The sequence below is a fragment of the Photorhabdus sp. HUG-39 genome, assembly GCF_963878365.1.
Classification (GTDB): domain Bacteria; phylum Pseudomonadota; class Gammaproteobacteria; order Enterobacterales; family Enterobacteriaceae; genus Photorhabdus; species Photorhabdus kayaii.
This window is the reverse complement of the sequence record NZ_CAWNWY010000017.1, coordinates 1-23,382: the sequence shown is the minus strand read 5'-3', so window position 1 is coordinate 23,382 and position 23,382 is coordinate 1. Positions and strand designations below refer to the sequence as shown.

19 protein-coding genes and 2 pseudogenes are annotated in these 23,382 nt (G+C 43.9%); 6 read left to right on the top strand and 15 right to left on the bottom strand.

Annotation, left to right across the window (positions count from 1 at the left end; genetic code table 11):
• Positions 1 to 4: 4 nt before the first annotated feature.
• The 8 genes from nuoH to hexA form a co-directional block, all read right to left on the bottom strand.
• The gene (gene nuoH / locus AAC155_RS12575; protein ID WP_011147300.1) at positions 5 to 982 is read right to left on the bottom strand and encodes an NADH-quinone oxidoreductase subunit NuoH; all 978 of its coding nucleotides are present in this window, start codon (positions 980 to 982) and stop codon (positions 5 to 7) included.
• The gene (nuoG, locus tag AAC155_RS12570; RefSeq protein WP_113042582.1) at positions 979 to 3,705 is read right to left on the bottom strand and encodes an NADH-quinone oxidoreductase subunit NuoG; all 2,727 of its coding nucleotides are present in this window, start codon (positions 3,703 to 3,705) and stop codon (positions 979 to 981) included. The genes nuoH and nuoG overlap by 4 nt, the downstream gene beginning before the upstream one ends.
• Before the next feature lie 75 nt (positions 3,706 to 3,780).
• Entirely contained in the window at positions 3,781 to 5,145 is a 1,365-nt protein-coding gene (gene nuoF, locus AAC155_RS12565; RefSeq protein WP_113042493.1) for an NADH-quinone oxidoreductase subunit NuoF, read from the bottom strand.
• Positions 5,142 to 5,690: an NADH-quinone oxidoreductase subunit NuoE gene (gene nuoE, locus AAC155_RS12560; protein WP_112877600.1), complete on the bottom strand. Its 549-nt coding sequence runs from the start codon at positions 5,688 to 5,690 to the stop codon at positions 5,142 to 5,144. Before nuoE ends, nuoF begins: the two co-directional genes overlap by 4 nt.
• A 2-nt stretch (positions 5,691 to 5,692) precedes the next feature.
• Positions 5,693 to 7,492: an NADH-quinone oxidoreductase subunit C/D gene (gene nuoC, locus AAC155_RS12555; RefSeq protein ID WP_113042491.1), complete on the bottom strand. Its 1,800-nt coding sequence runs from the start codon at positions 7,490 to 7,492 to the stop codon at positions 5,693 to 5,695.
• A 118-nt stretch (positions 7,493 to 7,610) separates the two neighbouring features.
• Positions 7,611 to 8,285 carry a NuoB/complex I 20 kDa subunit family protein gene (locus AAC155_RS12550; protein ID WP_011147305.1) on the bottom strand — a complete coding sequence of 225 codons (675 nt, stop codon included), beginning with the start codon at positions 8,283 to 8,285 and terminating at the stop codon, positions 7,611 to 7,613.
• Between the two features lie 17 nt (positions 8,286 to 8,302).
• Complete coding sequence (locus tag AAC155_RS12545; RefSeq protein ID WP_011147306.1) at positions 8,303 to 8,752, bottom strand: NADH-quinone oxidoreductase subunit A; 450 nt, start codon at positions 8,750 to 8,752, stop codon at positions 8,303 to 8,305.
• 705 nt (positions 8,753 to 9,457) lie between these two features.
• Positions 9,458 to 10,387 (bottom strand): transcriptional regulator HexA, encoded by a 930-nt coding sequence (hexA, locus tag AAC155_RS12540; RefSeq protein WP_113042489.1) that lies wholly within the window; start codon positions 10,385 to 10,387, stop codon positions 9,458 to 9,460.
• 812 nt (positions 10,388 to 11,199) lie between these two features.
• On the opposite strand from hexA, the gene AAC155_RS12535 reads away from it, so the two are divergent.
• From AAC155_RS12535 to yfbR, 3 genes are all read left to right on the top strand, one after another.
• Positions 11,200 to 12,414 (top strand): pyridoxal phosphate-dependent aminotransferase, encoded by a 1,215-nt coding sequence (locus AAC155_RS12535; RefSeq protein WP_011147308.1) that lies wholly within the window; start codon positions 11,200 to 11,202, stop codon positions 12,412 to 12,414.
• 85 nt (positions 12,415 to 12,499) lie between these two features.
• Complete coding sequence (locus AAC155_RS12530) at positions 12,500 to 12,640, top strand: hypothetical protein (RefSeq protein ID WP_158536563.1); 141 nt, start codon at positions 12,500 to 12,502, stop codon at positions 12,638 to 12,640.
• A 559-nt stretch (positions 12,641 to 13,199) separates the two neighbouring features.
• Positions 13,200 to 13,793, top strand: coding sequence for a 5'-deoxynucleotidase (gene yfbR, locus AAC155_RS12525; protein WP_113026094.1), 594 nt, complete (start codon positions 13,200 to 13,202; stop codon positions 13,791 to 13,793).
• Here the strand turns inward: yfbR and AAC155_RS12520 are convergent.
• Together AAC155_RS12520 and yfbV are read right to left on the bottom strand one after the other, a co-directional pair.
• Positions 13,790 to 15,622, bottom strand: a complete 1,833-nt coding sequence (locus AAC155_RS12520; RefSeq protein ID WP_113042487.1) for an SLC13 family permease — start codon at positions 15,620 to 15,622, stop codon at positions 13,790 to 13,792. The genes yfbR and AAC155_RS12520 overlap by 4 nt on opposite strands.
• Positions 15,623 to 15,799: 177 nt before the next feature.
• The gene (yfbV, locus tag AAC155_RS12515) at positions 15,800 to 16,255 is read right to left on the bottom strand and encodes a terminus macrodomain insulation protein YfbV (protein ID WP_113042485.1); all 456 of its coding nucleotides are present in this window, start codon (positions 16,253 to 16,255) and stop codon (positions 15,800 to 15,802) included.
• 318 nt (positions 16,256 to 16,573) lie between these two features.
• Here yfbV and ackA point away from each other — a divergent pair, with 318 nt between their 5' ends.
• A complete protein-coding gene (gene ackA, locus AAC155_RS12510) occupies positions 16,574 to 17,776 on the top strand; it encodes an acetate kinase (RefSeq protein WP_113042483.1) in 1,203 nt (400 codons plus the stop codon).
• A gap of 86 nt (positions 17,777 to 17,862) precedes the next feature.
• Positions 17,863 to 19,989, top strand: coding sequence for a phosphate acetyltransferase (gene pta, locus AAC155_RS12505; protein ID WP_205068557.1), 2,127 nt, complete (start codon positions 17,863 to 17,865; stop codon positions 19,987 to 19,989).
• Between the two features lie 290 nt (positions 19,990 to 20,279).
• On the opposite strand, the gene AAC155_RS12500 is transcribed toward pta, so the two are convergent.
• The 3 genes from AAC155_RS12500 to AAC155_RS12490 all read right to left on the bottom strand — a co-directional run bounded on the left by AAC155_RS12500 (position 20,280) and on the right by AAC155_RS12490 (position 22,417).
• The gene (locus AAC155_RS12500) at positions 20,280 to 21,062 is read right to left on the bottom strand and encodes a TSUP family transporter (protein WP_112894039.1); all 783 of its coding nucleotides are present in this window, start codon (positions 21,060 to 21,062) and stop codon (positions 20,280 to 20,282) included.
• A gap of 259 nt (positions 21,063 to 21,321) precedes the next feature.
• Positions 21,322 to 22,053 (bottom strand): hypothetical protein, encoded by a 732-nt coding sequence (locus AAC155_RS12495; RefSeq protein WP_205068555.1) that lies wholly within the window; start codon positions 22,051 to 22,053, stop codon positions 21,322 to 21,324.
• A gap of 61 nt (positions 22,054 to 22,114) precedes the next feature.
• Complete coding sequence (locus AAC155_RS12490; RefSeq protein ID WP_205068553.1) at positions 22,115 to 22,417, bottom strand: hypothetical protein; 303 nt, start codon at positions 22,415 to 22,417, stop codon at positions 22,115 to 22,117.
• A gap of 315 nt (positions 22,418 to 22,732) precedes the next feature.
• On the opposite strand from AAC155_RS12490, the pseudogene AAC155_RS12485 reads away from it, so the two are divergent.
• A pseudogene (locus tag AAC155_RS12485) lies at positions 22,733 to 22,849 on the top strand (phosphate acyltransferase); the annotation flags it as partial.
• 130 nt (positions 22,850 to 22,979) lie between these two features.
• Here AAC155_RS12485 and AAC155_RS12480 read toward each other — a convergent pair.
• Together AAC155_RS12480 and AAC155_RS12475 are read right to left on the bottom strand one after the other, a co-directional pair.
• The gene (locus tag AAC155_RS12480; protein ID WP_191214981.1) at positions 22,980 to 23,285 is read right to left on the bottom strand and encodes a hypothetical protein; all 306 of its coding nucleotides are present in this window, start codon (positions 23,283 to 23,285) and stop codon (positions 22,980 to 22,982) included.
• Positions 23,261 to 23,382, bottom strand: a pseudogene (locus AAC155_RS12475) (IS5/IS1182 family transposase); the annotation flags it as partial. The gene AAC155_RS12480 and the pseudogene AAC155_RS12475, both read right to left, overlap by 25 nt.

Sequence of the window (23,382 nt, the reverse complement as noted above, 5' to 3'; positions counted from 1 at the left end):
CCCCTTATTGAGCGTTGTACAAAATCACTGCCGCAGTCGCCAGCAGGTTAAGTAAGGTCAGCGGTAGACAGATTTTCCAGCCAAACGCCATCACCTGGTCATAACGCGGACGCGGTAAAGAGGCACGTATCAGGATGAACATCACCATGAAGAATGCCGTTTTCAACGCAAACCAGACAAACGGCGGCAGGAACGGACCATGCCAACCACCAAAGAACATTGTCACAATCAGGGCAGAAACCGTGACAATACCGATATATTCACCAACGAAGAACAGACCGAATTTCATACCGGAATATTCAATATGATAGCCATCAGCCAGCTCCTGTTCTGCTTCCGGCTGGTCAAATGGATGACGGTGACACACCGCCACACCCGCGATAGCAAAAGTCAAAAAACCAAAGAACTGAGGAATGACATTCCACATATGCTCTTGTGCATTGACGATATCCACCATATTGAAGGAGTCCGCCTGCGCAACAACGCCCATAAAAGAGAGGCCAATAAACACTTCGTAACTCAGTGTCTGCGCAGAAGCACGCATTGCCCCCAGTAACGAGTATTTGTTGTTACTTGACCATCCAGCAAACAGCACCGCATAGACAGCCAGACCCGCCATCATCATGAAGAACAAAATGCCGATGTTCAGATCAGCGGCCATCCAAGTCGGCGTGATCGGCACAATGGCAAATGCCAGCAACAGAGAAACGAAACCAATCACCGGTGCCAAGGTAAAGATCATTCTGTCCGCAAAACGGGGTACCCAGTCCTCTTTGAAGAACATTTTGATCATGTCAGCGACGATCTGTAACGATCCGCCCCAACCTACGCGGTTAGGCCCATAACGGTTTTGAAACAGCCCTAGCAAACGACGTTCACCAAAGCTCATCAATGCCCCACAGACAACCACCACTACCAGTATCACCACTGCCTTCAGAACAGCGATCAGCACATCAATAATTTCGGGGGTTAACCAACTCATTGTGCAACCTCCCGCAGATTATTCACGGAAACACCTGCCAATACCGGAGGAATACCCGGCATTCCCATTGGCAAACCGATCTGCCCTTGAGCAAGATTTTCACTCAGACGAACTGCCAGACGCAGTTGCTGACCAAAACAATCAAACTCCAGAACAGAACCCGTTTTCACACCTAATTGATCCGCATCTTTGCTATTAAGCATCACATAAGGCTCCGGCATGCGTTCCTGAATCACATCGGAACGTTGAGTTAACTCTTCACTACCAAACAAATGATGGTAAGGAGCCACTGTCCATTGGTTATTTTGTGCAGTAAATGCTGTCGGAATCTGATCAAAATAGTTCAAACCGCCATCAGTGGTTTCAATCAGACGCACACCAGGATCGCCAAAGCGCAGATGACCACCTACCTCCGCCTGGAATTTGTTCCAAGCCTGTGGTGAGTTCCAGCCCGGTGCCCATGCAAATGGCACCTGCTGACGATGGGCATTAGGACTATTGTTACCTTCCATTGAGAAAGCAAATGGCGAATCGACATCCTGCGGCTGACGTTGCTCATGTACGCTGATATTCGCCAACATAGCAGTACGACCACTGTAACGGTGCGGTGAACGAGCCAGTCTCTGACCGCGGATGCGGAACGTCGAATCAGGCGCGGCATCAACAATGCCTTTAAGCTGTGGCATTGCTTCAGCGCAGGCATCAATCACATGGTCAAGCTGCGTCCAATCCAAATGACGTTCAGCATACGTTGTATGCAAGGAGTGCAACCAACGCCAACTCTCCAGCATCACCACCGATTTGTCATAGAAAGAGGGTTCGAAAACTTGGAAATAACGCTGGGCCCGACCCTCCTGATTCACCAACGTGCCGTCACTTTCTGCAAAGCTGGAAGCTGGCAGAATCAAATGGGCTTTATCCATGATAGCAGTGCGTTGATGGTCAACCACAACCAGGTTTTTCAGATTGTTCAGTGCATCGTCTACCTTATCTGCTGCGGCATGCCGATAGAGATCATTTTCCATCACAATAGCCGTATCAGATTTACCACTACTTATACGTTGCAGAGCAACATCCAGTGGCTGGGCCTCCATCATTGCCAATCCAATACTATTCGCATAGATTGCAACAAACGACAAACCGACATCTGAACCTCGGTCTTTCAGTGCCCAGGCAATATTAGCAGCTGCTTGAATAATCGCATCACTGCCGACGTTACTGCCGCTGATAATTAACGGTTTCTTAGCGCCAATCAATGCTTGCGCCACCATATCCACTTTGGCTCTCAATTCGTCAGGCAAATTCTCGACGGCTGGCGCCGTGTTATCCAATGCATGAGCGACTGCAAAACCAAAACGAGCCTGATCATCAACCGGCGCACGATAATTCCACGCTGCGATATCATCCAGATGCGTATCATCCACGTTGGTTACAAACAGAGGATATTTGGCACGCTGACCAATATTCATCACAGCGGCAATCTGCCAATCAGCAACTTTCTGAGCAGCAGCCATTTCGCGGGCTTTACCTTTCACAGCCTGACGAACCGCCAGTGCCATCCGAGCACCGGTTTGCGTTAAATCTTCGCCTAAAATCAATACCGCATCATAGCTTTCAATTTCACGTAGCGACGGTGTATAAACACCACCCTGTTGCAGAATTTCCAGCATTATATCAAGGCGTTGTTGTTCAGCCGCAGCAATCCCACTATAGAAGTTTTCTGCGCCCACCAGTTCACGTAGTGCAAAATTGCTTTCCAGACTGGCGCGTGGAGAACCGATACCGATGACATTTTTGGCCTGACGCAAAATATCCGCCCCACCCTGCATGGCCTGTTCAGCGTTAAGCGAGATCCAATGATCACCACGCAATTGCCGTGGCTGACGAGGGCGATCTTTACGGTTGACATAACCGTAACCGAAACGACCACGGTCACACATAAAATAGTGGTTTACCGTACCGTTATAACGGTTCTCGATACGGCGTAATTCACCATAACGCTCCCCCGGGCTGGTATTACAGCCAATGCTACACTGTTGACAGATACTTGGCGCAAACTGCATATCCCATTTACGGTTATAACGTTCAGAATGGGTTTTATCAGTAAATACCCCGGTTGGACAGATTTCTACCAGGTTACCGGAGAACTCGCTTTCCAACGTACCGCTTTCAGGGCGACCAAAATAGATGTTATCGTGAGCGCCATAAACACCAAAATCAGTGCCGTCGGCATAATCTTTGTAGTAACGTACGCAACGATAACAGGCAATACAGCGGTTCATTTCATGAGAAATAAACGGCCCCAATTCCTGATTGTTATGAGTACGCTTAGTAAAACGGTATTTACGGAATGTATGACCGGTCATCACCGTCATATCCTGTAAGTGACAGTTGCCCCCTTCTTCACATACCGGGCAATCGTGCGGATGGTTAGTCATCAACCACTCAACCACACTCTCACGGAACTGTTTAGCCTCTTCATCATCAATAGAGATAAAAGTGCCATCCGTTGCCGGAGTCATACAGGACATTATCAGACGACCGCGCGTATCATCCGCATTTTGATATTGCTTCACCGCACACTGGCGGCAAGCGCCAACGCTTCCAAGCGCTGGATGCCAGCAAAAATAAGGAATATCTAACCCCAAAGAGAGGCAAGCTTGTAACAGGTTATCAGCCCCGTCTACATCATATTTTTTGCCGTCTACATGTATCGTAGCCATAGTCAGCATGCTTCCAAATGACCTGCTTTTCAGCAAGTGTTAATCAAAAATTCTGCTAATTTCGTGAAGAACCCATTACCAACGCTGCTTTAACAGGTTTGACTGGATACCCGCAATGAAATGGGTGTTCCCATAGTCTTTGGTCACAATTCCAGCTTCGAATTCATCACGGAAATATTTGATGGCACTCTGTAGTGGTTCCACGGCCCCTGGTGCGTGAGCACAGAACGTATTACCTGGCCCAAGGAAACGACAGAGCTGCTCCAACGTTTCAATATCCCCGGGTTGCCCTTCCCCACGCTCTATTGCACGCAGGATTTTTACGCTCCACGGCAACCCGTCACGACATGGAGTACACCAGCCGCAAGATTCACGGGCAAAGAATTCTTCGAGATTACGCGTCAACGAAACCATATTAATTTCATGGTCAACTGCCATTGCCAAGGCCGTGCCCAAACGGCTGCCCGCTTTAGCAATATTTTCGAAATCCATTGGCAGATCCAGATGTTCAGCAGTCAGGAAGTCAGTTCCTGCGCCACCGGGCTGCCATGCTTTGAATTTCAAACCGTCACGCATACCACCAGCATAATCTTCAAGAATTTCACGAGCAGTCGTACCAAATGGCAGTTCCCACAAGCCCGGATTTTTCACCCGACCAGAGAAACCCATCAGTTTGGTACCGGCATCTTTACTCTTGCCTGCACTTAAACCGATATACCACTCTTTACCGTATTCGAGAATTGAAGGAACGTTGCACAAGGTTTCAACGTTGTTGACGCAAGTAGGTTTACCCCATGCGCCGGAAGTGGCTGGAAATGGCGGTTTTGAACGAGGATTCGCTCGGCGACCTTCCAATGAGTTAATCAGTGCGGTCTCTTCACCACAGATATAACGCCCCGCGCCGGTATGAACAAACAACTCAAAATCAAAGCCGCTGCCCATAATGTTTTTACCCAACAAACCCGCTGCCTTAGCTTCTTCGATGGCTTTACGCAGATATACAGCCGCTTCCACATATTCACCACGCAGGAAGATATAGCCACGATAAGCTTTCAGGGCAAATGCACTGATCAACATCCCTTCCACCAGCAAATGAGGAAGTTGTTCCATCAGCAAGCGATCTTTGTAGGTACCCGGCTCCATTTCATCTGCGTTACATAACAGATAACGGATATTCATGCTTTCATCTTTTGGCATCAGGCTCCATTTCAGACCAGTAGAGAAACCAGCTCCTCCACGGCCTTTCAGCCCGGCGTCTTTTACCAGAGAAACCACTTCATTTGGAGACATGCTTTTCAGTGCTTTCTCAGCACCTCGATAACCATTTTTGCTACGGTACTCATCCAACCATACCGGTTGTTTGTCATCACGCAATCGCCAAGTAAGAGGATGGTTTTCCTCAGTACGAATAATTTCTTTTATTCCTGAATATGCTGTCATGGATACTGCTCCAGTAACTTTTCAATCTCTTCAGGTCTGACAGAACTGTGCGTATCGTCATCGATCATCATCGTCGGGCCTTTGTCACAGTTACCCAGACAACAGGTTGGCAACAGCGTAAAACGCCCATCTTTCGTCGTCTGCCCCGGACAGATATTTAGATGTTTTTCAATTGCAGCCTGGACATCTTGATAACCGGTGATATGACAAACCACGCTGTCACAATAACGAATAATATGGCGGCCCACAGGTTGACGGTAAATCTGGCTGTAGAATGTTGCCACACCTTCCACATCACTAGCGGGAATACCAAGCACATCAGCAATCGCGTAAATGGCACCATCCGGTACCCAACCACGATGCTTCTGTACGATTTTCAATGCTTCTATCGAAGCGGCACGCGGATCTTCGTAGTGGTGTTTTTCATGCTCAATAGCATCGTGCTCTTCGGTGCTCAGCACAAAATCTGCTTTTGCCTGAGACTCTGCTACGTTAACCACATCAAGGCGCGCTTGTTGAGCACTCGCGTTAATTTCACTTTGCATAGTTAGCGATCCACATCAGACATAACAAAATCAATACTGCCCAGATACACGATCAGGTCAGAAACTAAGCTACCGCGAATTACCGATGGGATCTGCTGCAAATGCGGATAACTCGGTGTACGGACTCGGGTACGGTAACTCACAGTACTGCCGTCGCTGGTGAGATAATAGCTGTTGATGCCCTTAGTGGCCTCAATCATCTGGAAAGATTCATTTGCTGGCATTACCGGTCCCCATGACACTTGCAAAAAGTGGTTAATCATGGTCTCAATATGCTGCAAAGTACGTTCTTTCGGTGGTGGCGTCGTCAGTGGATGATCTGCTTTGAATGGACCTTCAGGCATATTGTCCAGACACTGTTTCAAGATTCGCAAGCTCTGACGCACTTCTTCCACTTTCAACATCACGCGGTCATAACAGTCGCCGTTATTACCAATCGGCACGTCGAAATCGAAATTTTCATAGCCGGAGTATGGGCGCCATTTACGCACATCAAATGCGATACCCGTTGCCCGCAAACCCGCTCCAGTGGTGCCCCATTCAAGAGCTTGTTTGGAATTATAAGCAGCAACTCCAATAGAACGGCCTTTCAGGATGCTGTTTTTCAGCGCCACTTTCACGTAGGAATCAAGACGTTTGGGCATCCAGTTGAGGAAATCGCGCAATAATCTATCCCAACCACGCGGCAAATCATGAGCAACTCCGCCAATACGGAACCATGCTGGGTGCATACGGAAACCGGTAATCGCCTCCACCAGATCATACACTTTCTGACGGTCAGTAAAGGCGAAGAACACCGGTGTCATCCCGCCAACGTCCTGAATGAAGGTCGAGATGTAGAGTAGGTGGCTGTTAATGCGGAACAATTCCGACAACATAACGCGAATGGTTTTTACCCGGTCAGGCACGTCAATTCCCGCCAGTTTCTCCACCGCCAGCACATAAGGCATTTCGTTAACACAACCGCCTAAGTATTCAATACGGTCTGTATAGGGAATATAACTGTGCCAAGATTGGCGCTCTCCCATCTTCTCCGCGCCACGATGGTGATAACCAATATCCGGGACACAATCAACAATCTCTTCACCATCCAGTTGCAGAATGATACGAAATGCCCCATGAGAAGAGGGATGGTTAGGACCAAGGTTAAGGAACATAAAGTCCTCATTCTCGGTACCCCGCTTCATTCCCCACTCTTCTGGTTTGAAAGTCAGTGCTTCCATTTCCAGATCTTCTTTCTGTCTGGTCAATTCGAAAGGATCAAATTCTGTCGCACGAGCAGGATAATCCTTCCGCAACGGATGCCCTTCCCAAGTCGGTGGCAACATAATGCGGCGCAGGTTTGGATGGCCGTTAAAGACAATACCAAACATTTCCCATGTTTCACGCTCATACCAGTTGGCATTTGGGAACAGAGGAGTTGCAGTCGGGAGATTCAGGTCTTTTTCACTGAGGGCAACCTTCAACATGATATCGCGGTTACGCTCAATAGAAAGCAGGTGATAAAACACAGAAAAATCTGCCTCTGGCAGACCCTGGCGATAAGTACGCTGGCGTTCATCCATGCCATGCAAATCGAATAGCATGACATAAGGTTTAGGCAGCTTCTTCAGGAAAGTCATTACTTCCAGTAATTGTTCACGCTTCACCCAGACAACGGGTATACCCGTACGGGTTGGCTGAACAGTAAAGGCATCCGGGCCAAAGTGGTTACGCAGCTCACTCATGACCGGATCATCAAGATGATCATGAGTTTGCCACGCAGGCCGGGCGCTTTCTTGCGCTATCTGATCTATCATCATTTTTCACCACAACGCTTTGATCAGTGTTCGTTTTGATCAGGATTAGTATCGCAACACATTGCTCTGGTTACATTCATTAGGCTACTTTGAGTCACGCCTACTGTCTAAAGACAGATTCTTAAACTTCGTCTGGCGTACGCAGATTTTTCACTGCGATACGTTCCCCGTGCTTACGTTCTCTTTCTGACTGCATATTGGCACGGTAAACTCCTTGATCTCCCACTACCCAAGACAACGGACGACGCTCTTTGCCGATTGACTCTTGTAACAACAACAGAGCTTGCATATAAGCTTCAGGACGGGGAGGACAGCCAGGAATATAAACATCAACAGGGATAAACTTATCGACACCTTGAACGACAGAGTAAATATCGTACATACCACCAGAGTTGGCGCAGGCTCCCATAGAGATAACCCACTTCGGCTCAAGCATCTGGTCATACAGGCGCTGAATAACCGGCGCCATTTTGGTAAAACAGGTTCCAGCGACCACCATAAAATCCGCTTGGCGGGGTGATGCACGTAAAACTTCAGCGCCAAAACGAGCGACATCATGAACAGCAGTAAATGATGTCGCCATTTCCACATAACAACAGGAAAGACCAAAGTTGTAGGGCCACAGGGAATTTTTACGTCCCCAATTCACCATATCATGCAGAGCATGCTCCAGTTTGCCCATGTAAACACTACGGTGAACATGCTGCTCCAGTGGGTCTGCGACAATTTCCTGTTTTTGCAGGGGATAACGGTCATTCTCACCGTTCGGATCTATGCGGGTGAGTGTATAATCCATCTTTAAATGCCTCGCTATTACTGCGGATGACTATTGTTAATGTTAATCACAACACTTGGTTTACTTACCTGGCGGCTTGAACGAGATGGCGTCCAATTCAGCGCCCCAATACGCACCAGATAAAACAAGCCTGCGAGTAACACCAAAATGAAAATGCTTGCTTCGATAAAGCCTAACCAGCCACTCTCTTTGATAGAGACTGACCATGCATATAAAAACAGAGCTTCAACATCGAAGATGACAAAGAACATAGCGACCAGATAGAACTTGGCCGACATACGGAGACGAGCACTACCGACAGAATCAATACCAGATTCATAAGGGACATGTTTTGCCCGGGCTTTCGCTCTCCCGCCCAAGAAAAATGCCCCTAACAGCATCAAAGCACACAGACCGAAAGCACCTAAAAGAAATACCGCGAATGCCCAGTGATGGGCAAAGAGTTCAGTGGATGTTGACATACTCATTGCTTACTCATCAAAAGTGGTGTCAAAAGTGTCTGCTCTTTTGTCTGGCAGTGTTGCACCACATCGATTCAAGGGAAGGGGTAACAACCAAATCTGAAACACTGTTAATCAATGATTGATGGAGTGAATCTTCTTGGTTTTTACTCCTCTCAACAATATTTTGTCTGTTATGACAAAATTAATCTAACATTTATTTACAAATAACAAACTTAGTCTTAACGGATCGTGCTGCCGCACGGCTAAAACGTGTCAGTCAACTGGCATGCGAACAGTGGCGGCAACTAGTCTAACCGATAATTCGTTTTTACCACATCATTATCTCAGGAAAAACCTGCCTTTCCACTGCTACATAGGGAGTATTTCTTTGATCAAGTACACAATTTGACAGAAAAAAATTTTACTACTGATGATAATTCATTCAAATCTGAAGAAATTATATTTTTATCCATAAGCGACGAGAAAAGCTCCCGTTCACTACAGAAATCTTTATTTCATCAATTCAGCAAATTATTACTTTGTTAACAATATAACAATTTGTTAACCAAATCAGGGGGGTGTTAAGAAAAATGCTACCGTATATTTAATGATTACGATAACAACAGAATAAGGTGAATTTAGTTGATGATTACTTATAAATATATTCGGGGAGCTAATACCTCCTTCCATCCATAATGGAGGTATTAGCAAAGAGAAGTGTTTCAGATATTACTCATCAATAATATCGCCATCATCAGGAAGTTCTTCAGAAACACTCGTTACCACGTATGGCGTTTTCTTATTCTCTATTGCACTAAAAACCGTAAGAACAGATTCATTTTGTTCATTACTATGTCTATACAGAGAGAACTGGGTTTCAGGTAAACGAGGAAGCCCTTCACTCTCCCCTAAAATACGCAGATCAGCATTTTGCATTTCCAAAGGACGAGCAGTAATACCGACTTCTGCATTCACTGCCGTGCGAACTGCCGACAGAGAAGCGGCTTCATAAGCAATCCGCCACGATACTCCCACCTCATCCAGCGTATCCAACGCCAACTGACGGAATGGATTGGTTTCATCCATCACAACCAGTGGCACAGGTTCATTTGACTGTAGCTGGAAATCAGGAGCACAATGCCATAATACTGGTGTTGAGCGCAGAACAGTCCTTGGGTGATGACTGATTTTCGCGGTTGTGAGTGCCAAATCGATCTCATGGCTATCCAGCATACTTTCAATAAACTGAGTACGCTTTATCCGGACGTCTATTGCCATCCGTGGATAAACGGAAGCGATGCGATTTAACAAAAAAGGGAGCAGTGTATCCACCGTATCATCGGACGCACCGATTCTTAGTTCACCTTCTGCATCGCTATAGGTTAATGATGCGCTGGCATCATCGTTAGCGCGCAGAATTTGTCTTGCATAACCAAGAAGTTGAAGACCATGCTCAGTAAGAAGCTTATTACGACCATGACGGGCAAACAACTCTCTGCCCACCAACTGCTCCAAACGTTGCATTTGCTGACTTACAGCCGATTGCGTTCTGCATACTGCTGCTGCTGCTGCTGCAAAAGTATTTAAATCAGCAACAGCAACAAAAGTTCTTAGCAGATCGAGATCGAGATTCATTATCGGACGATTTGCATTTATCATTGTTTATTCATCACTTTTTTTTGATTTTAATTACTAACTAACCTGGTGTTTTTACGTAAGCACTATCAAATTTAAATTAACATCGCTTAGACAGTACTCTACTCTATTAAATAGGGCAAAGATTTACTGCTGTTTTTTTACCTATTGAACCCATTGCGGGTTTTATTTTCTCCTCTTCTTAGCAAAAGTTACTCGGATTCCTAAATAAAATTGAGGACAATCCCTATTTACAACACCCTATATGTGATTTCTAGTTTGGTTATTTTGTTTTCTGACTCACGTCAAAGAATAACATAAGTTATATCAGAAAAACTAAATATAAAGTAAAAATCTACAATATCACTAATGTTTAATAATCCTATTCAGATAAATTTACAACTAGTTTCCAGAAATGATCAAAAATATTGTTTGATCTTTCTAAAATATATAGTCCTAAATTGCCAATTCAAGCCAAATCTTATACATAAGAATAAATTATACAAACACAACAATTTTTATTGGCAAATTGCGCTATGCTCACTTTCTCCCCACAATGGCCCGGCCATGCCGTTATCACGCTAAAAACACCCCCATTTCCACACTAAAAAACAACAACAATCCAGATTATAAATTTGATATCATCAGTAAATTCAGAATTTAACGCTAACATAATTTACATAAAAAGATACTCAAATAACAACTCCCCTACTAAAACAACCATTTTAACCAAATATATCAATGCATCTTCAAAACACTCAGAGGGAGGAGTACATTAAATGTTACACGCTATATGCCAAGCGACTTTTTTTTACCAAGATAAGGTAAGACTCTCTATGCTAGCAGTTAAAAAATCCAGCAAATTGGATAATGTTTGTTATGATATCCGCGGCCCCGTACTCAAGGAAGCTAAACGCCTTGAAGAAGAAGGCAATAAAGTCCTCAAATTAAATATTGGCAATCCAGCCCCCTTTGGTTTTGAAGCACCAGATGAAATCTTGGTAGATGTTATCCGTAACTTACCAACAGCACAGGGTTATTCAGATTCGAAAGGTCTGTATTCTGCACGCAAAGCTATCATGCAACATTATCAAGCCCGGAATATGATGGACGTGACCGTTGAAGATATTTATATCGGCAATGGTGTTTCTGAATTAATCGTTCAGGCAATGCAAGCATTACTGAATACCGGTGATGAAATGCTTGTTCCTGCACCTGATTATCCTCTCTGGACTGCGGCAGTTTCACTTTCCAGTGGCAAAGCCGTGCATTATATGTGTGATGAAGGGTCAGATTGGTTTCCTGACTTAAATGATATCCGTAACAAAATTACGCCCCGCACACGTGGGATTGTGATTATTAACCCTAATAATCCAACGGGTGCTGTATATAGTAAAGAGCTGTTATTGGAAGTTGTTGAAATAGCCCGGCAACACAATTTGATTATTTTTGCTGATGAGATTTACGACAAAATCTTATATGACGATGCAGAACATCATTCAATTGCTGCCCTCGCGCCTGATCTGTTAACGGTAACATTTAATGGATTATCCAAAACATATCGGGTTGCAGGTTTTCGTCAAGGCTGGATGGTATTAAATGGCCCGAAGAAACACGCAAAGAGCTACATTGAAGGCTTGGAGATGCTGGCATCCATGCGTTTATGTGCCAATGTGCCAATGCAACACGCTATTCAAACTGCTTTAGGCGGTTACCAAAGTATCAGTGAATTCATTTTACCTGGTGGCCGTTTGTATGAGCAGCGTAACCGAGCATGGGAATTAATTAATCAAATCCCCGGCGTTTCCTGCGTGAAACCTAAAGGCGCTTTATATATGTTTCCAAAAATTGATGCGAAACGTTTTAATGTTCACGATGACCAGAAGATGGTGCTTGACCTTTTATTACAAGAGAAGGTCTTGTTAGTGCAGGGAACCGCATTTAACTGGCCGGAACCTGACCATCTCCGCATCGTGACCCTACCAAGGCTTGATGAACTGGAGATGGCAATTCAGAAATTCGCCCGATTTATTGGCAAATATCATCAATAAAAATAAGAACCGTTTATATACCCTATAGATTTCAAGATGCATCGCGACGGCAAGGGAGTGAAGCCCCGGGAGCATAGGTAACTATGTGACCGTGGTGAGCGAGTGCAGCCAACAAAGAGGCAACTTGAAGGATAACGGGTATAGAAAAATATCGCTGATAACGGACATTATTCATACCATGCGTTCTATCGGAATAGGCGAAAACTTATTTCTGCTATTCCGATAAGTCTAGCCTACCCACTTTTCCTCACTGGTGAAAACCTCACCTGTCAGATAGAAATCCTTGATAACCACGTCCATAGCTCTCTTTATTGATACCCACTAATCACTCTCTGCAAAATAAGGTCAATAAATTTTCATTTTTTACCGGTAACACAGACTAATTTTTTTATTTTTATGGACGATTTTTGCAGTGATTATATAAGGCATTAGCAAGATATAAAAGAATTAAACATTGCATTTATTAAACTTAATACAAGAGAACGCCTGGATAAATAACAAACTATTGTAAATTATATGAAATTTTTGTATATAAACTGTATGCAAAATGGAGTAAAAATATAAATTTCATTTAAAAAATGATATCTATTACGATTATAACATTGCCAGTTAATAATAAATGTAAATTAATCATATCAACCTTGCTATACAGTCTGGGTACCCGTTTAGATAAATAGCAGATTTCCCTATGAAAACAAGGGATAAAAATAAGAAACGATTTTAAGGTTTACTTTACCCCTATCCACCGCTCACAATAAAAACAATATTTACTGTAAGAGATGATTATGAGCCACTTTTTTGCCCACCTTTCCCGTTTGAAACTGATTAACCGTTGGCCTCTGATGCGTAATGTACGTACAGAAAATGTATCGGAACATAGCTTACAGGTGGCCTTTGTCGCACACGCCTTAGCCATTATCAAAAACCGCAAATTTGGTGGCAATGTAAATGCTGAACGCATTGCGTTGCTGGCTATGTATCACGATGCCAGCGAAGTTATTACCGGAGATTTACCCACTCCGGTCAAATATCACAATCCACATATTGCACGGGAATACAAAAAAATAGAAAAAATCGCGCAGAAAAAATTACTGGACATGCTGCCAGCAGAGCTGCAAGAGGATTTCCGTCCAATCCTAGATGACAGCCAGCATACAACAGAAGAAACTTTTATCATTAAACAGGCCGATTCCCTGTGTGCTTACCTCAAATGTCTGGAAGAGTTATCGGCAGGTAACCATGAATTCAATCTGGCGATAGCCCGACTTGAAAAAACCCTGGCTGATCGTCACAGCCAGGAGATGGATTACTTTATGAAAGTTTTTGTACCGGGATTCAGCCTGTCATTGGACGAAATTAGCCTTGATATTCCACATTAAAATGGAAACAACCAAGGGATGACCAGCACACTTATCACCATCACCAACATGGTAAATGGCACGCCCAAACGGACAAAATCGGAAAACTTATAACCACCGGGGCCAAGAACCAGCGTATTCACTGGGGACGAAACCGGGGTCATAAATGCGGCGGAAGCTGCCACACCAATAATCATGGCAAATGGCATGGGAGATACTGCCATTTCACGTGCAGCAGCAATAGCTATCGGTGCCATTAATACCGCCGTTGCCGTATTAGAAATAAACAAGCCGATTACGGCACAAAGTATAAACAGACATACCAGCATCACCCTCGGACCCATATCACCCGCAATATCCATCAAGCCACGGACAATCAGCTCAATCCCGCCCGTTTTCTGTAATGCCAGAGCAAACGGCATCATCCCGACAATCAGGATAATACTGGGCCAATGAATAGAGCGGTACGCACTTTCCATATCAATACAACGGAATTTTCCCATCAACAGGCAAGCTATCAATGCGGCAATCACATTGGGTACTTCATCGGTAAGCATCATGGCTACCATCAGCGCCAAGCTAAAAAGCGCATGTGGCGCTTGAGACGTTGCCGGAGCCACCTCTTCGATCTCAACCGGCAGATTAAGGACAATAAAATCGCGCATTTTAGTTTGCAGGATACGTATCAGTTTCCAGTCACCAATAACCAGCAAAATATCGCCAAGTTGCAGTGGCACATCAACCAGTTTACCCGACAACGATTCACCATCACGTCGAATACCAACAACATTCAAACCATAGCAGGTACGAAAACCTATTTCCCGCAGTGACTTACCCAATAAATCCGACTCCGGGATCAGAGAGACTTCAGCCATACCTACGTTACGAGATTGTTCAGAGAAATACTCCCCGCGCAGCACCATCGGTTCTAATAATTGCTCACTGCAAAATTGACGCAGATCCACCTCACTGTCTGACATATCAACCAGCAACACATCCCGTTCTCTCAATTCTGTATTGCCCATCGCACTGACCATAACGCGCCGGAAACGCCGCCAACGCTCGATACCAACGACATTAGCCCCATAGCGAGCACGTAAATTTGACTCATCAAGAGAAAGACCTATCAACGGGGAACCTGGGCGAATCGCCAGGCGACGCGCGCGACCTGATAATTTATAGTCGCGGATAAGGTCACGGAAAGTACGACGATGCCATTTATCATGGCCTTTATCCGATTGATTATTCCCCAACCAATGGCGAGCGATCAGCATATAACCCATACCGGCAAACAGCATCAAAATACCAATAGGTGTAATAGAGAAGAATTTGAAACCGGGAAGCCCTTCCCGTATCAACTCACTGTTAATCACCATATTGGGTGGCGTCGCTACCAATGTCATCATGCCACTGATAAGCCCGGCAAAACTCAAGGGCATCATCAACCGACCCGGCGAAATTTTCATCCTTACCGCGACACTGAGCACCACCGGAATGAAAATCGCGACCACACCCGTAGAACTCATAAACGCACCAAGCCCTGCAACAGTCATCATCAGTAATGCCAACATTTTGGTTTCGCTGTTTCCGGCAGCTTTTACCAGCCAATCCCCCATTTGATAAGCAACGCCAGTTCTTACCAATCCTTCACCAATAACAAACAGGGCAGCTATCAACAACACATTGGGATCACTAAAACCGCTGGTCGCTTCACCGAGCGTCAACGTTCCACTCATGACAAACGCGATAATCACCAATAATGCAACAATATCCATGCGCAGTTTATTGGTGGTAAAAAGAACAATAGCTATCAGTAGCAGGGTCAATACCCACAAGAGTTCGCTATTCAAAATGGCCTCTATCAACAAAAAAGAAGATATTAGTGTCAAAAACTTGGCTAGTAGACCATTTTATTAAGAGAAAATCTCCGGTTGCGATCAACAATGTGTCCACTTTTCGTCATGAACCATCATCTCTGATTTTCCAGTACATTGACTGCAATAATCTAGCAACGGGTTTCTCCCGGTTCAAATATCATCAAGAAACGAACGATCAAGTTGTTTAAATGCGCGTTTCAGCAGTTCTGCGAGAGATTGATAAGTTGGCGTTTGCTGCAAAGGTGCCATTGCGATACCCGCTGCGGCGAATTTATCACGGATTTCATGAAACCATTTCAGCAATGCCGCGGGTAACGGGGTTGATGCCCGTTTCCCCAACCACCATAACCCTTGCATCGGTAAACTACACGCGAACAGTGCCGTCGCCACCGCTGGACCAAGCTGACCACCCAGTGCGATTTGCCACGTCAGAGTAAAAATAGCCAACGGCGGCATAAACCGGATACCAAAACGAGTTGCCTTAATAATCCGATTTTCAGGGAACGCGGGTGCCAACTGTTTCTCAATCGGCCAAGTTTTCATGTATTGCTGTCCCAGTTGCATCTTTCTCAGCCATCCGTTACTGGGGGGAGGTATTGCGCTCATCATGACCTCAATCAATTAAAAACATATTTTTTAAAAAAACATTGTAACTGATAAAATATTTTTTGTAGGATTAAGTATATTTTGTCTTTGCTGCTCGCTATCGGTATCCTACATTCACTTTTATGTTATACACAGCAGCAAAGCGGCATATTTTACCTTTTTGAAAATTTAAACCTTATCATCATGCTCTTTGCACTTAGCATGATGTTAATCATTTAATGTCATCACTATATGCTCTACGCTGATGAGTAATTGACGCTTTATTAATCACATGTCTTATCTGTAAGACTCAATGACAAACACGATATAGGTACTTCCATGTCAAGTAAGCTGGTACTGGTCCTCAATTGCGGTAGCTCTTCTCTGAAATTTGCTATCATCGATCCTGCTAACGGTGAAGAATATCTTTCTGGTCTAGCTGAATGTTTTAACCTGCCTGAAGCCCGCATTAAGTGGAAAATGGATGGCGCAAAACATGAAGCCGCTTTAGGTGCTGGTGCAGCCCACAGTGAAGCATTGAACTTTATTGTTAATACGATTCTGGCCGAAAAACCAGAACTTTCTGATCAAATCGCCGCAATCGGCCACCGCATTGTTCACGGCGGTGAAAAATTCACGGCATCCGTTACCATCAATGATGAAGTCATTCAAGGGATTAAAGATGCGGTTCCATTCGCGCCATTGCATAACCCTGCTCACCTGATTGGCATTGAAGAAGCGAAAAAAGGGTTCCCACACCTGGCTGACAAAAACGTTGCTGTATTCGATACCGCTTTCCATCAAACCATGCCAGAAGAGGCTTACCTCTATGCCCTGCCATACAACCTGTATAAAGAGCACGGCATTCGTCGCTATGGCGCCCACGGAACCAGCCACTTCTTCGTTTCCCGTGAAGCGGCGAAAACGCTCAACAAACCGGTTGAAGAGCTGAATGTTATCGTCTGCCACTTGGGTAATGGTGGCTCTATCTCGGCTATCGTTAATGGTCAGTGTGTTGACACCTCTATGGGATTGACACCATTGGAAGGTCTGGTAATGGGTACCCGCAGTGGTGACATCGACCCGGCGATCATTTTCCACCTACATGATTCACTGGGCATGAGCGTTGAACAAATCAACAAACTGTTGACCAAAGAATCTGGCTTGCTAGGTCTGACCGAAGTCACCAGTGATTGCCGTTATATAGAAGATAACTATGAAACCAAAGCCGATGCTAAACGCGCTATGGATGTCTACTGCCACCGTCTGGCTAAATACGTTGGTGCTTATTCCGCACTGATGGAAGGCCGCTTGGATGCCATTATCTTTACCGGTGGTATTGGTGAAAACTCCGCACTGGTTCGTGAACAGGTGATGAAAAAACTGGCTCTGTTAGGTTTCGAATACGATCACGACCGTAACCTGGCAGCTCGCTTCGGTAAATCCGGTGCAATCACTACCGACAACAGCCGTCCTGCTTTAGTGATCCCAACCAATGAAGAATTAGTGATCGCTCAAGATGCAGCGCGCCTGACCGCGTAATCACTTTACCCACCGCCAGCCACTGCTGGCGGTACTATTTTTGACCAACGAGCAACCGTAAAGAGGTTTCCGTGTCCCGTACAATTATGTTAATCCCTACTAGCACCAGCGTCGGCTTGACCAGTGTTAGTTTAGGTGTAATCCGCTCAATGGAGCAAAAAGGCGTCAGCCTGAGTGTTTTCAAACCTATCGCCCAACCCCGTTGCTGTGGCACCCAAGATCAAACCACCACCATCATCCGCTCTCATTCCAGCATAAAGACCGCTGAACCGCTGGACATGGCGCATGTGGAATCTTTGCTGACAACCAATCAGAAAGATGTGCTGATGGAAAAAATCGTGGCTCTTTACCACGAAAACACCAAAAACGCAGAAGTCATTCTGATTGAAGGTCTGGTTCCAACCCGCAAACATTCATTCGCCCAATCTCTCAACTATGAAATTGCCAAGACCCTGAACGCTGAAATCGTATTCGTATTGGCGCTAGGTAATGATTCCCCGAAACAGTTGAAAGAACGTGTCGAACTGGCTCGTGCTGAATTTGGTGGCAGCAAAAATCAGAACATTACCGGTGTTATTATCAACAAACTGAATGCGCCGGTTGATGATCAAGGCCGTACCCGTCCGGATTTGTCAGAGATCTTTGATGAATCCTCAAAAGCCATCGTATCTAACATCGATCCGAACACGCTGTTCAAAAATAGCCCATTGCCAATCCTGGGTTGCATTCCGTGGAGTTTTGACCTGATTGCAACCCGAGCCATTGATATGGCAAAACACCTGAACGCCCGTATTATCAACGAAGGCGCAATCAAAACCCGCCGTGTGAAATCCGTGACTTTCTGTGCACGCAGCATTCCACACATGTTAGAGCACTTCCGTCCCGGTTCTCTGCTGGTCACTTCGGCTGATCGTCCAGACGTTCTGGTTTCAGCCTGTCTGGCGGCTATGAATGGGGTTGAAATCGGTGCAATTCTGCTGACCGGTGGCTATGCCATCGACGAGCCGATTAAGCAATTGTGTGAACGTGCCTTCAACACTGGCCTGCCAGTCTTTATGGTTGATACAAACACTTGGCAGACTTCCCTGAGCCTGCAAAGTTTCAGCCTGGAAGTCCCGGCGGATGACCGTGAACGCATCGAAAAACTGCAAAACTACGTCGCACACCATATCAACAAAGAGTGGATCGACTCCCTGACAGCAAACTCTGAGCGCCCACACCGCCTCTCTCCACCCGCATTCCGTTATCAATTAACAGAACTGGCGCGCAAAGCGGGCAAACGCATTGTTCTGCCGGAAGGTGACGAACCTCGTACTGTGAAAGCGGTATCTATCTGTGCTGATCGCGGTATCGCACAATGCGTTCTACTGGGTGATCCAGAAGAGATCCGTCGTGTTGCCGCGGCTCAAGGCGTAGAACTGGGTGCGGGTATTGAAATTGTTGATCCCGTTGCTGTACGTGAGCGTTATGTCTCACGTCTGGTTGAATTGCGTAAAAACAAAGGCATGACCGAAGTCGTTGCGCGTGAACAACTGGAAGACAACGTTGTTCTGGGTACGTTGATGCTGGAACAGGGCGAAGTTGATGGTTTGGTTTCCGGTGCGGTACACACCACGGCAAACACCATCCGTCCACCATTGCAGTTAATCAAAACTGCACCGGGTAGCTCGCTGGTATCATCCGTATTCTTTATGCTATTGCCAGAACAGGTTCTGGTTTACGGAGACTGTGCAATCAACCCAGATCCGACTGCTGAACAACTGTCTGAAATCGCCATTCAATCGGCGGATTCAGCTAAAGCATTCGGTATTGAACCGCGTGTTGCCATGATCTCCTACTCTACCGGCAACTCCGGTGCAGGCAGTGATGTTGAGAAAGTTCGTGAAGCAACCCGTTTGGCGCAGGAAAAACGTCCAGATCTGATCATTGATGGCCCATTGCAATATGACGCCGCAATCATGGCAGACGTAGCGAAATCCAAAGCACCAAACTCACCGGTTGCCGGTCAAGCTACCGTATTCATCTTCCCTGATCTGAACACCGGTAACACCACCTACAAAGCGGTACAACGTTCTGCGGATCTGGTTTCCATCGGGCCAATGCTGCAAGGTATGCGTAAGCCGGTGAACGATTTGTCCCGTGGCGCTCTGGTAGATGATATTGTTTACACCGTTGCACTGACTGCGATTCAATCAGCGCAGGGGGAAACGTAACCGTTTCTTGCACGCGCCCCACTTAAATTAATCAAGGTCTGACCTCCTTAATAAGGTTCAGACCTTTGAATTTATTCTTCTGCACTATATACCCGTCATCTTTCAAGCTGCCTCTTTGTTGGATGCACTCACTCACCCCAGTCACATAGTTATCTATACTCCCGGGGATTCGCTCCCTTGCCGTCGCGATCCATCTTGAAATCCATAGGGTATAAATGCTACACCAATCTTAATTGATGAAATTGGACACAATTCAGTCCGCCTGGTGATTTGTTTTAATTCAGTACAATTTATAGAAGATTAAGGATCATAATCCGTAGCGGGTTATTTTCAGTACTAATAAGTTTAATCGCTAACACACAACATACCAATATCAGCATCGGCCTTATTAAACGAGGGCCTATTTTAACAGCACAACGAGCTCCTAACTGTGCTCCAGCAAAGGACGCGATAGCCATTGCTAAGGCTAACGGCCATATAATGACGCCTTTAGTGATAAAAATAAACAATGCACCAATATTGCATGAAGCATTTGCTAATTTAGTAAAACTCATTGCCCGCATCATCTCAAGGCCACAGAAGAACATAAAACTCATCATGAGAAAAGAACCCGTTCCTGGGCCAAAAATGCCATCGTAAAAACCAAGTATCGGGGCGACTAAAAATGAAAATAACAATACAGATATTCTTTTCCTATTACTTATCCCACTAAGTTTCGGAGCGAAGATAAAATAAATTGCGACGACAATTAATAATATTGGCACACAAGCTTCTAATATTCTCTTACTCACCACAGTGACAAATAATGCACCACTAATTCCTCCTAATACACTAAAAATTATTAAAAATACTGACTTTCTCCACTCAATTAACCCTTTACGCGCAAAAGTTACAGTAGCTGATATACTAGCTGAAGTTGCTTGAAATTTATTAGTAGCCATAGCACTGATAGGTTCTATTCCTGCTAGAAATAGCGCGGGCAATGTTATTAATCCTCCTCCACCAGCTATTGCATCAAAAAAACCTGCCAAAAAAGCAATAGTCGCTAGTATGCCTATTAGGTCCCATTCCATAATGATTCCACATATTATTAAACGTTTTAAAATAGCTTAAATTATTAATAATGCAAGCTATTCAATAGAATTTCATGATTGTACTTCACACTCAGTCAACCCTTTTTGCAAAAGAATGTGACATACTTACAAATCCGATCAAAAAAACCAAAAAGTATTAGTGCAGAACTTTAAAAGTGCCATTTAATATAGCATTACAAAAAATTAAATATAACTATACTTTATTAAATTTCATTGTAATAATACAACGAGTAATTATTTAGCCTTTAAGCAATAAAGGATCATCTGAGATAACAACTCCTTCCGCATATTTTGCAAGACCAAACAACCGAACTAACAATCGACGATTATCCTTTACTATATCCCGACAATGTAATGCTCGATAATTATTAATAGCAATTGCAGATTCCTGTGTTAATACATATCGATACGGTATAGCATCGTTAACTGCCTGACAAAATATTTCATATGCTTTCTTGACAACATCTGAGGCTTTTTCATCAACAGAAAAACGGTAGGAGTTATATCGGATAGAGAAAGAGAATTTTTCATTAAAATCTATTATAGATACCCCCTTACCATCTTCTCCCTTTTCGTCGGCATAAGAGTCACTATATGTAAAATTAAAGTTGTATGACGACAGTGCCAAAACATTAGTTGCACCTACCCTTTCTAATACTTCAGGCATTGGAATAACAAATGTAGGTTCCATTAGAGGATTCCACATTGATGATAAAATCAAAGAAGACGGTGAAGGAGAGTGACTATTTTTAACTTTCACTGCGCTCCAATATGGTCCTTCGGTGTGAGGGCCAAGGGATAAGCCTGAATGAGAACTTAATTCTACTCTATTATTTTCAGAATCAATATCCTGCAAACCTCCCTCTTTAAAATGAGCAACCAGACGCACTATTTTACCATAATTTTCAATATCATATGCAAAAGCTCTATGTTCAACAAGTTCCAGTAAGATTTGATTACGAGCCGCCAAATAAAGGATAGCATATTGATTATCTAGTGAAGAAAACGAGGGTAATTTATCAGGGAGTATATCATTGGTAACTTTTTTTCATCCCTTCAAAAACTAGAGCGGACATTAAACCATCAGAATATACTCTAATCACTTCTTGTTGGATTTCTGAAAATATTTTTTTTAATTCAATACCAGCTTGTACCACAATCATTCTAATTCCGCTAACCTGTGGACCACCACGTTTAGCAATATCTTCGGAAAAATAGTGAAGCAGGTTAGCTTGATGTTCATTAAATATAAATAAGTTAATTTCCTTATTTTTTTGTACAGTATCCGATGAAATCATCTTTTTATTTTTTTCTACAGCTAGATTACATTCCATTTTTATACCTTTAGTTATTTTAATTTAATTTAATTTAATTATGTATTTTAAACTATATTATCAGTTATTAAAGTAATTACCAGAACAAAAACACACTTTAAGATTCTATATTATTATATTTTGTGACTTTAATGAAATTATAAATCAAAGTTGTATTTTTATTTTTTATAACTTCTTACGCTTATTAATTGTTATTTATTAAAAACACAGTATAACCGATATACAATAATCACTAAATAATACAAAATTTTATTTACTAATTTTCTAAAGAAGTTATTTCATAATTATACTCTTCTTCCAACCAGCCCTTGCTGGCCAATACTGCAAGGTATACGCAAGCCGGTGAACGATTTGTCCCGCGGCGCTTTGGTAGACGATATCATTTACACTGTTGTACTGACTGCGATTCAATCGGTACAAGGAGAAGCGTAACCGTTTCTTATCCGTAGCAGATTAATGACTGATAAAGGCTGAATCCTGTACTTCACTGGATTCAGCCTTTTTATTTATCTGAAAAAATTTAAGGTTAATAATTACAGGGTAACAGAATAGATGTTAAGTCCTATTTTTTGAGCTTTTTCGATAATAATACATAAGCAACCTGAGCTTGTATTTCATTCGTTGATAACCATTTATTAAATTCAACTCCTGTATTATATTGAGGAGGAGCCTTGCACTTCGATCCTTTTTTACCTAACCCATACGATAATGTTCCAGCTTCCCCTTTATATTCACACTTATGTTCAGTTGTGAATTCATTAAATAGCCACCCGTCCTTTTCTGTTTTGAATTCAATCACAACACCTGGTTTATCATTGGATAGATAACTTTTTGAGTAAGAGCCTATCCCAATAGGGTTTTGTTCCAAACTATAATCCCGCACGCAAAATGTAACATAGCTTCATAGTTTTCGACCTTCTTTTCCCATCGGATCAGTATCCGGCGAAAGCGATTCATCCAGCTAT

Excerpts from the sequence above, each read along its gene's own strand:
- AAC155_RS12490 (WP_205068553.1), bottom strand. The coding sequence starts at position 22,417 with ATGGAATGTAATCTAGCTGTAGAAAAAAATAAAAAGATGATTTCATCG.
- nuoF (WP_113042493.1), bottom strand. The coding sequence starts at position 5,145 with ATGACAGCATATTCAGGAATAAAAGAAATTATTCGTACTGAGGAAAAC.
- nuoC (WP_113042491.1), bottom strand. The coding sequence starts at position 7,492 with ATGATGATAGATCAGATAGCGCAAGAAAGCGCCCGGCCTGCGTGGCAA.
- nuoH (WP_011147300.1), bottom strand. The coding sequence starts at position 982 with ATGAGTTGGTTAACCCCCGAAATTATTGATGTGCTGATCGCTGTTCTG.
- ackA (WP_113042483.1), top strand. The coding sequence starts at position 16,574 with ATGTCAAGTAAGCTGGTACTGGTCCTCAATTGCGGTAGCTCTTCTCTG.
- yfbR (WP_113026094.1), top strand. The coding sequence starts at position 13,200 with ATGAGCCACTTTTTTGCCCACCTTTCCCGTTTGAAACTGATTAACCGT.
- AAC155_RS12500 (WP_112894039.1), bottom strand. The coding sequence starts at position 21,062 with ATGGAATGGGACCTAATAGGCATACTAGCGACTATTGCTTTTTTGGCA.
- yfbV (WP_113042485.1), bottom strand. The coding sequence starts at position 16,255 with ATGAGCGCAATACCTCCCCCCAGTAACGGATGGCTGAGAAAGATGCAA.
- pta (WP_205068557.1), top strand. The coding sequence starts at position 17,863 with ATGTTAATCCCTACTAGCACCAGCGTCGGCTTGACCAGTGTTAGTTTA.
- nuoE (WP_112877600.1), bottom strand. The coding sequence starts at position 5,690 with ATGCAAAGTGAAATTAACGCGAGTGCTCAACAAGCGCGCCTTGATGTG.
- AAC155_RS12535 (WP_011147308.1), top strand. The coding sequence starts at position 11,200 with ATGCTAGCAGTTAAAAAATCCAGCAAATTGGATAATGTTTGTTATGAT.
- nuoG (WP_113042582.1), bottom strand. The coding sequence starts at position 3,705 with ATGGCTACGATACATGTAGACGGCAAAAAATATGATGTAGACGGGGCT.
- AAC155_RS12550 (WP_011147305.1), bottom strand. The coding sequence starts at position 8,285 with ATGGATTATACACTCACCCGCATAGATCCGAACGGTGAGAATGACCGT.
- hexA (WP_113042489.1), bottom strand. The coding sequence starts at position 10,387 with ATGATAAATGCAAATCGTCCGATAATGAATCTCGATCTCGATCTGCTA.
- AAC155_RS12545 (WP_011147306.1), bottom strand. The coding sequence starts at position 8,752 with ATGAGTATGTCAACATCCACTGAACTCTTTGCCCATCACTGGGCATTC.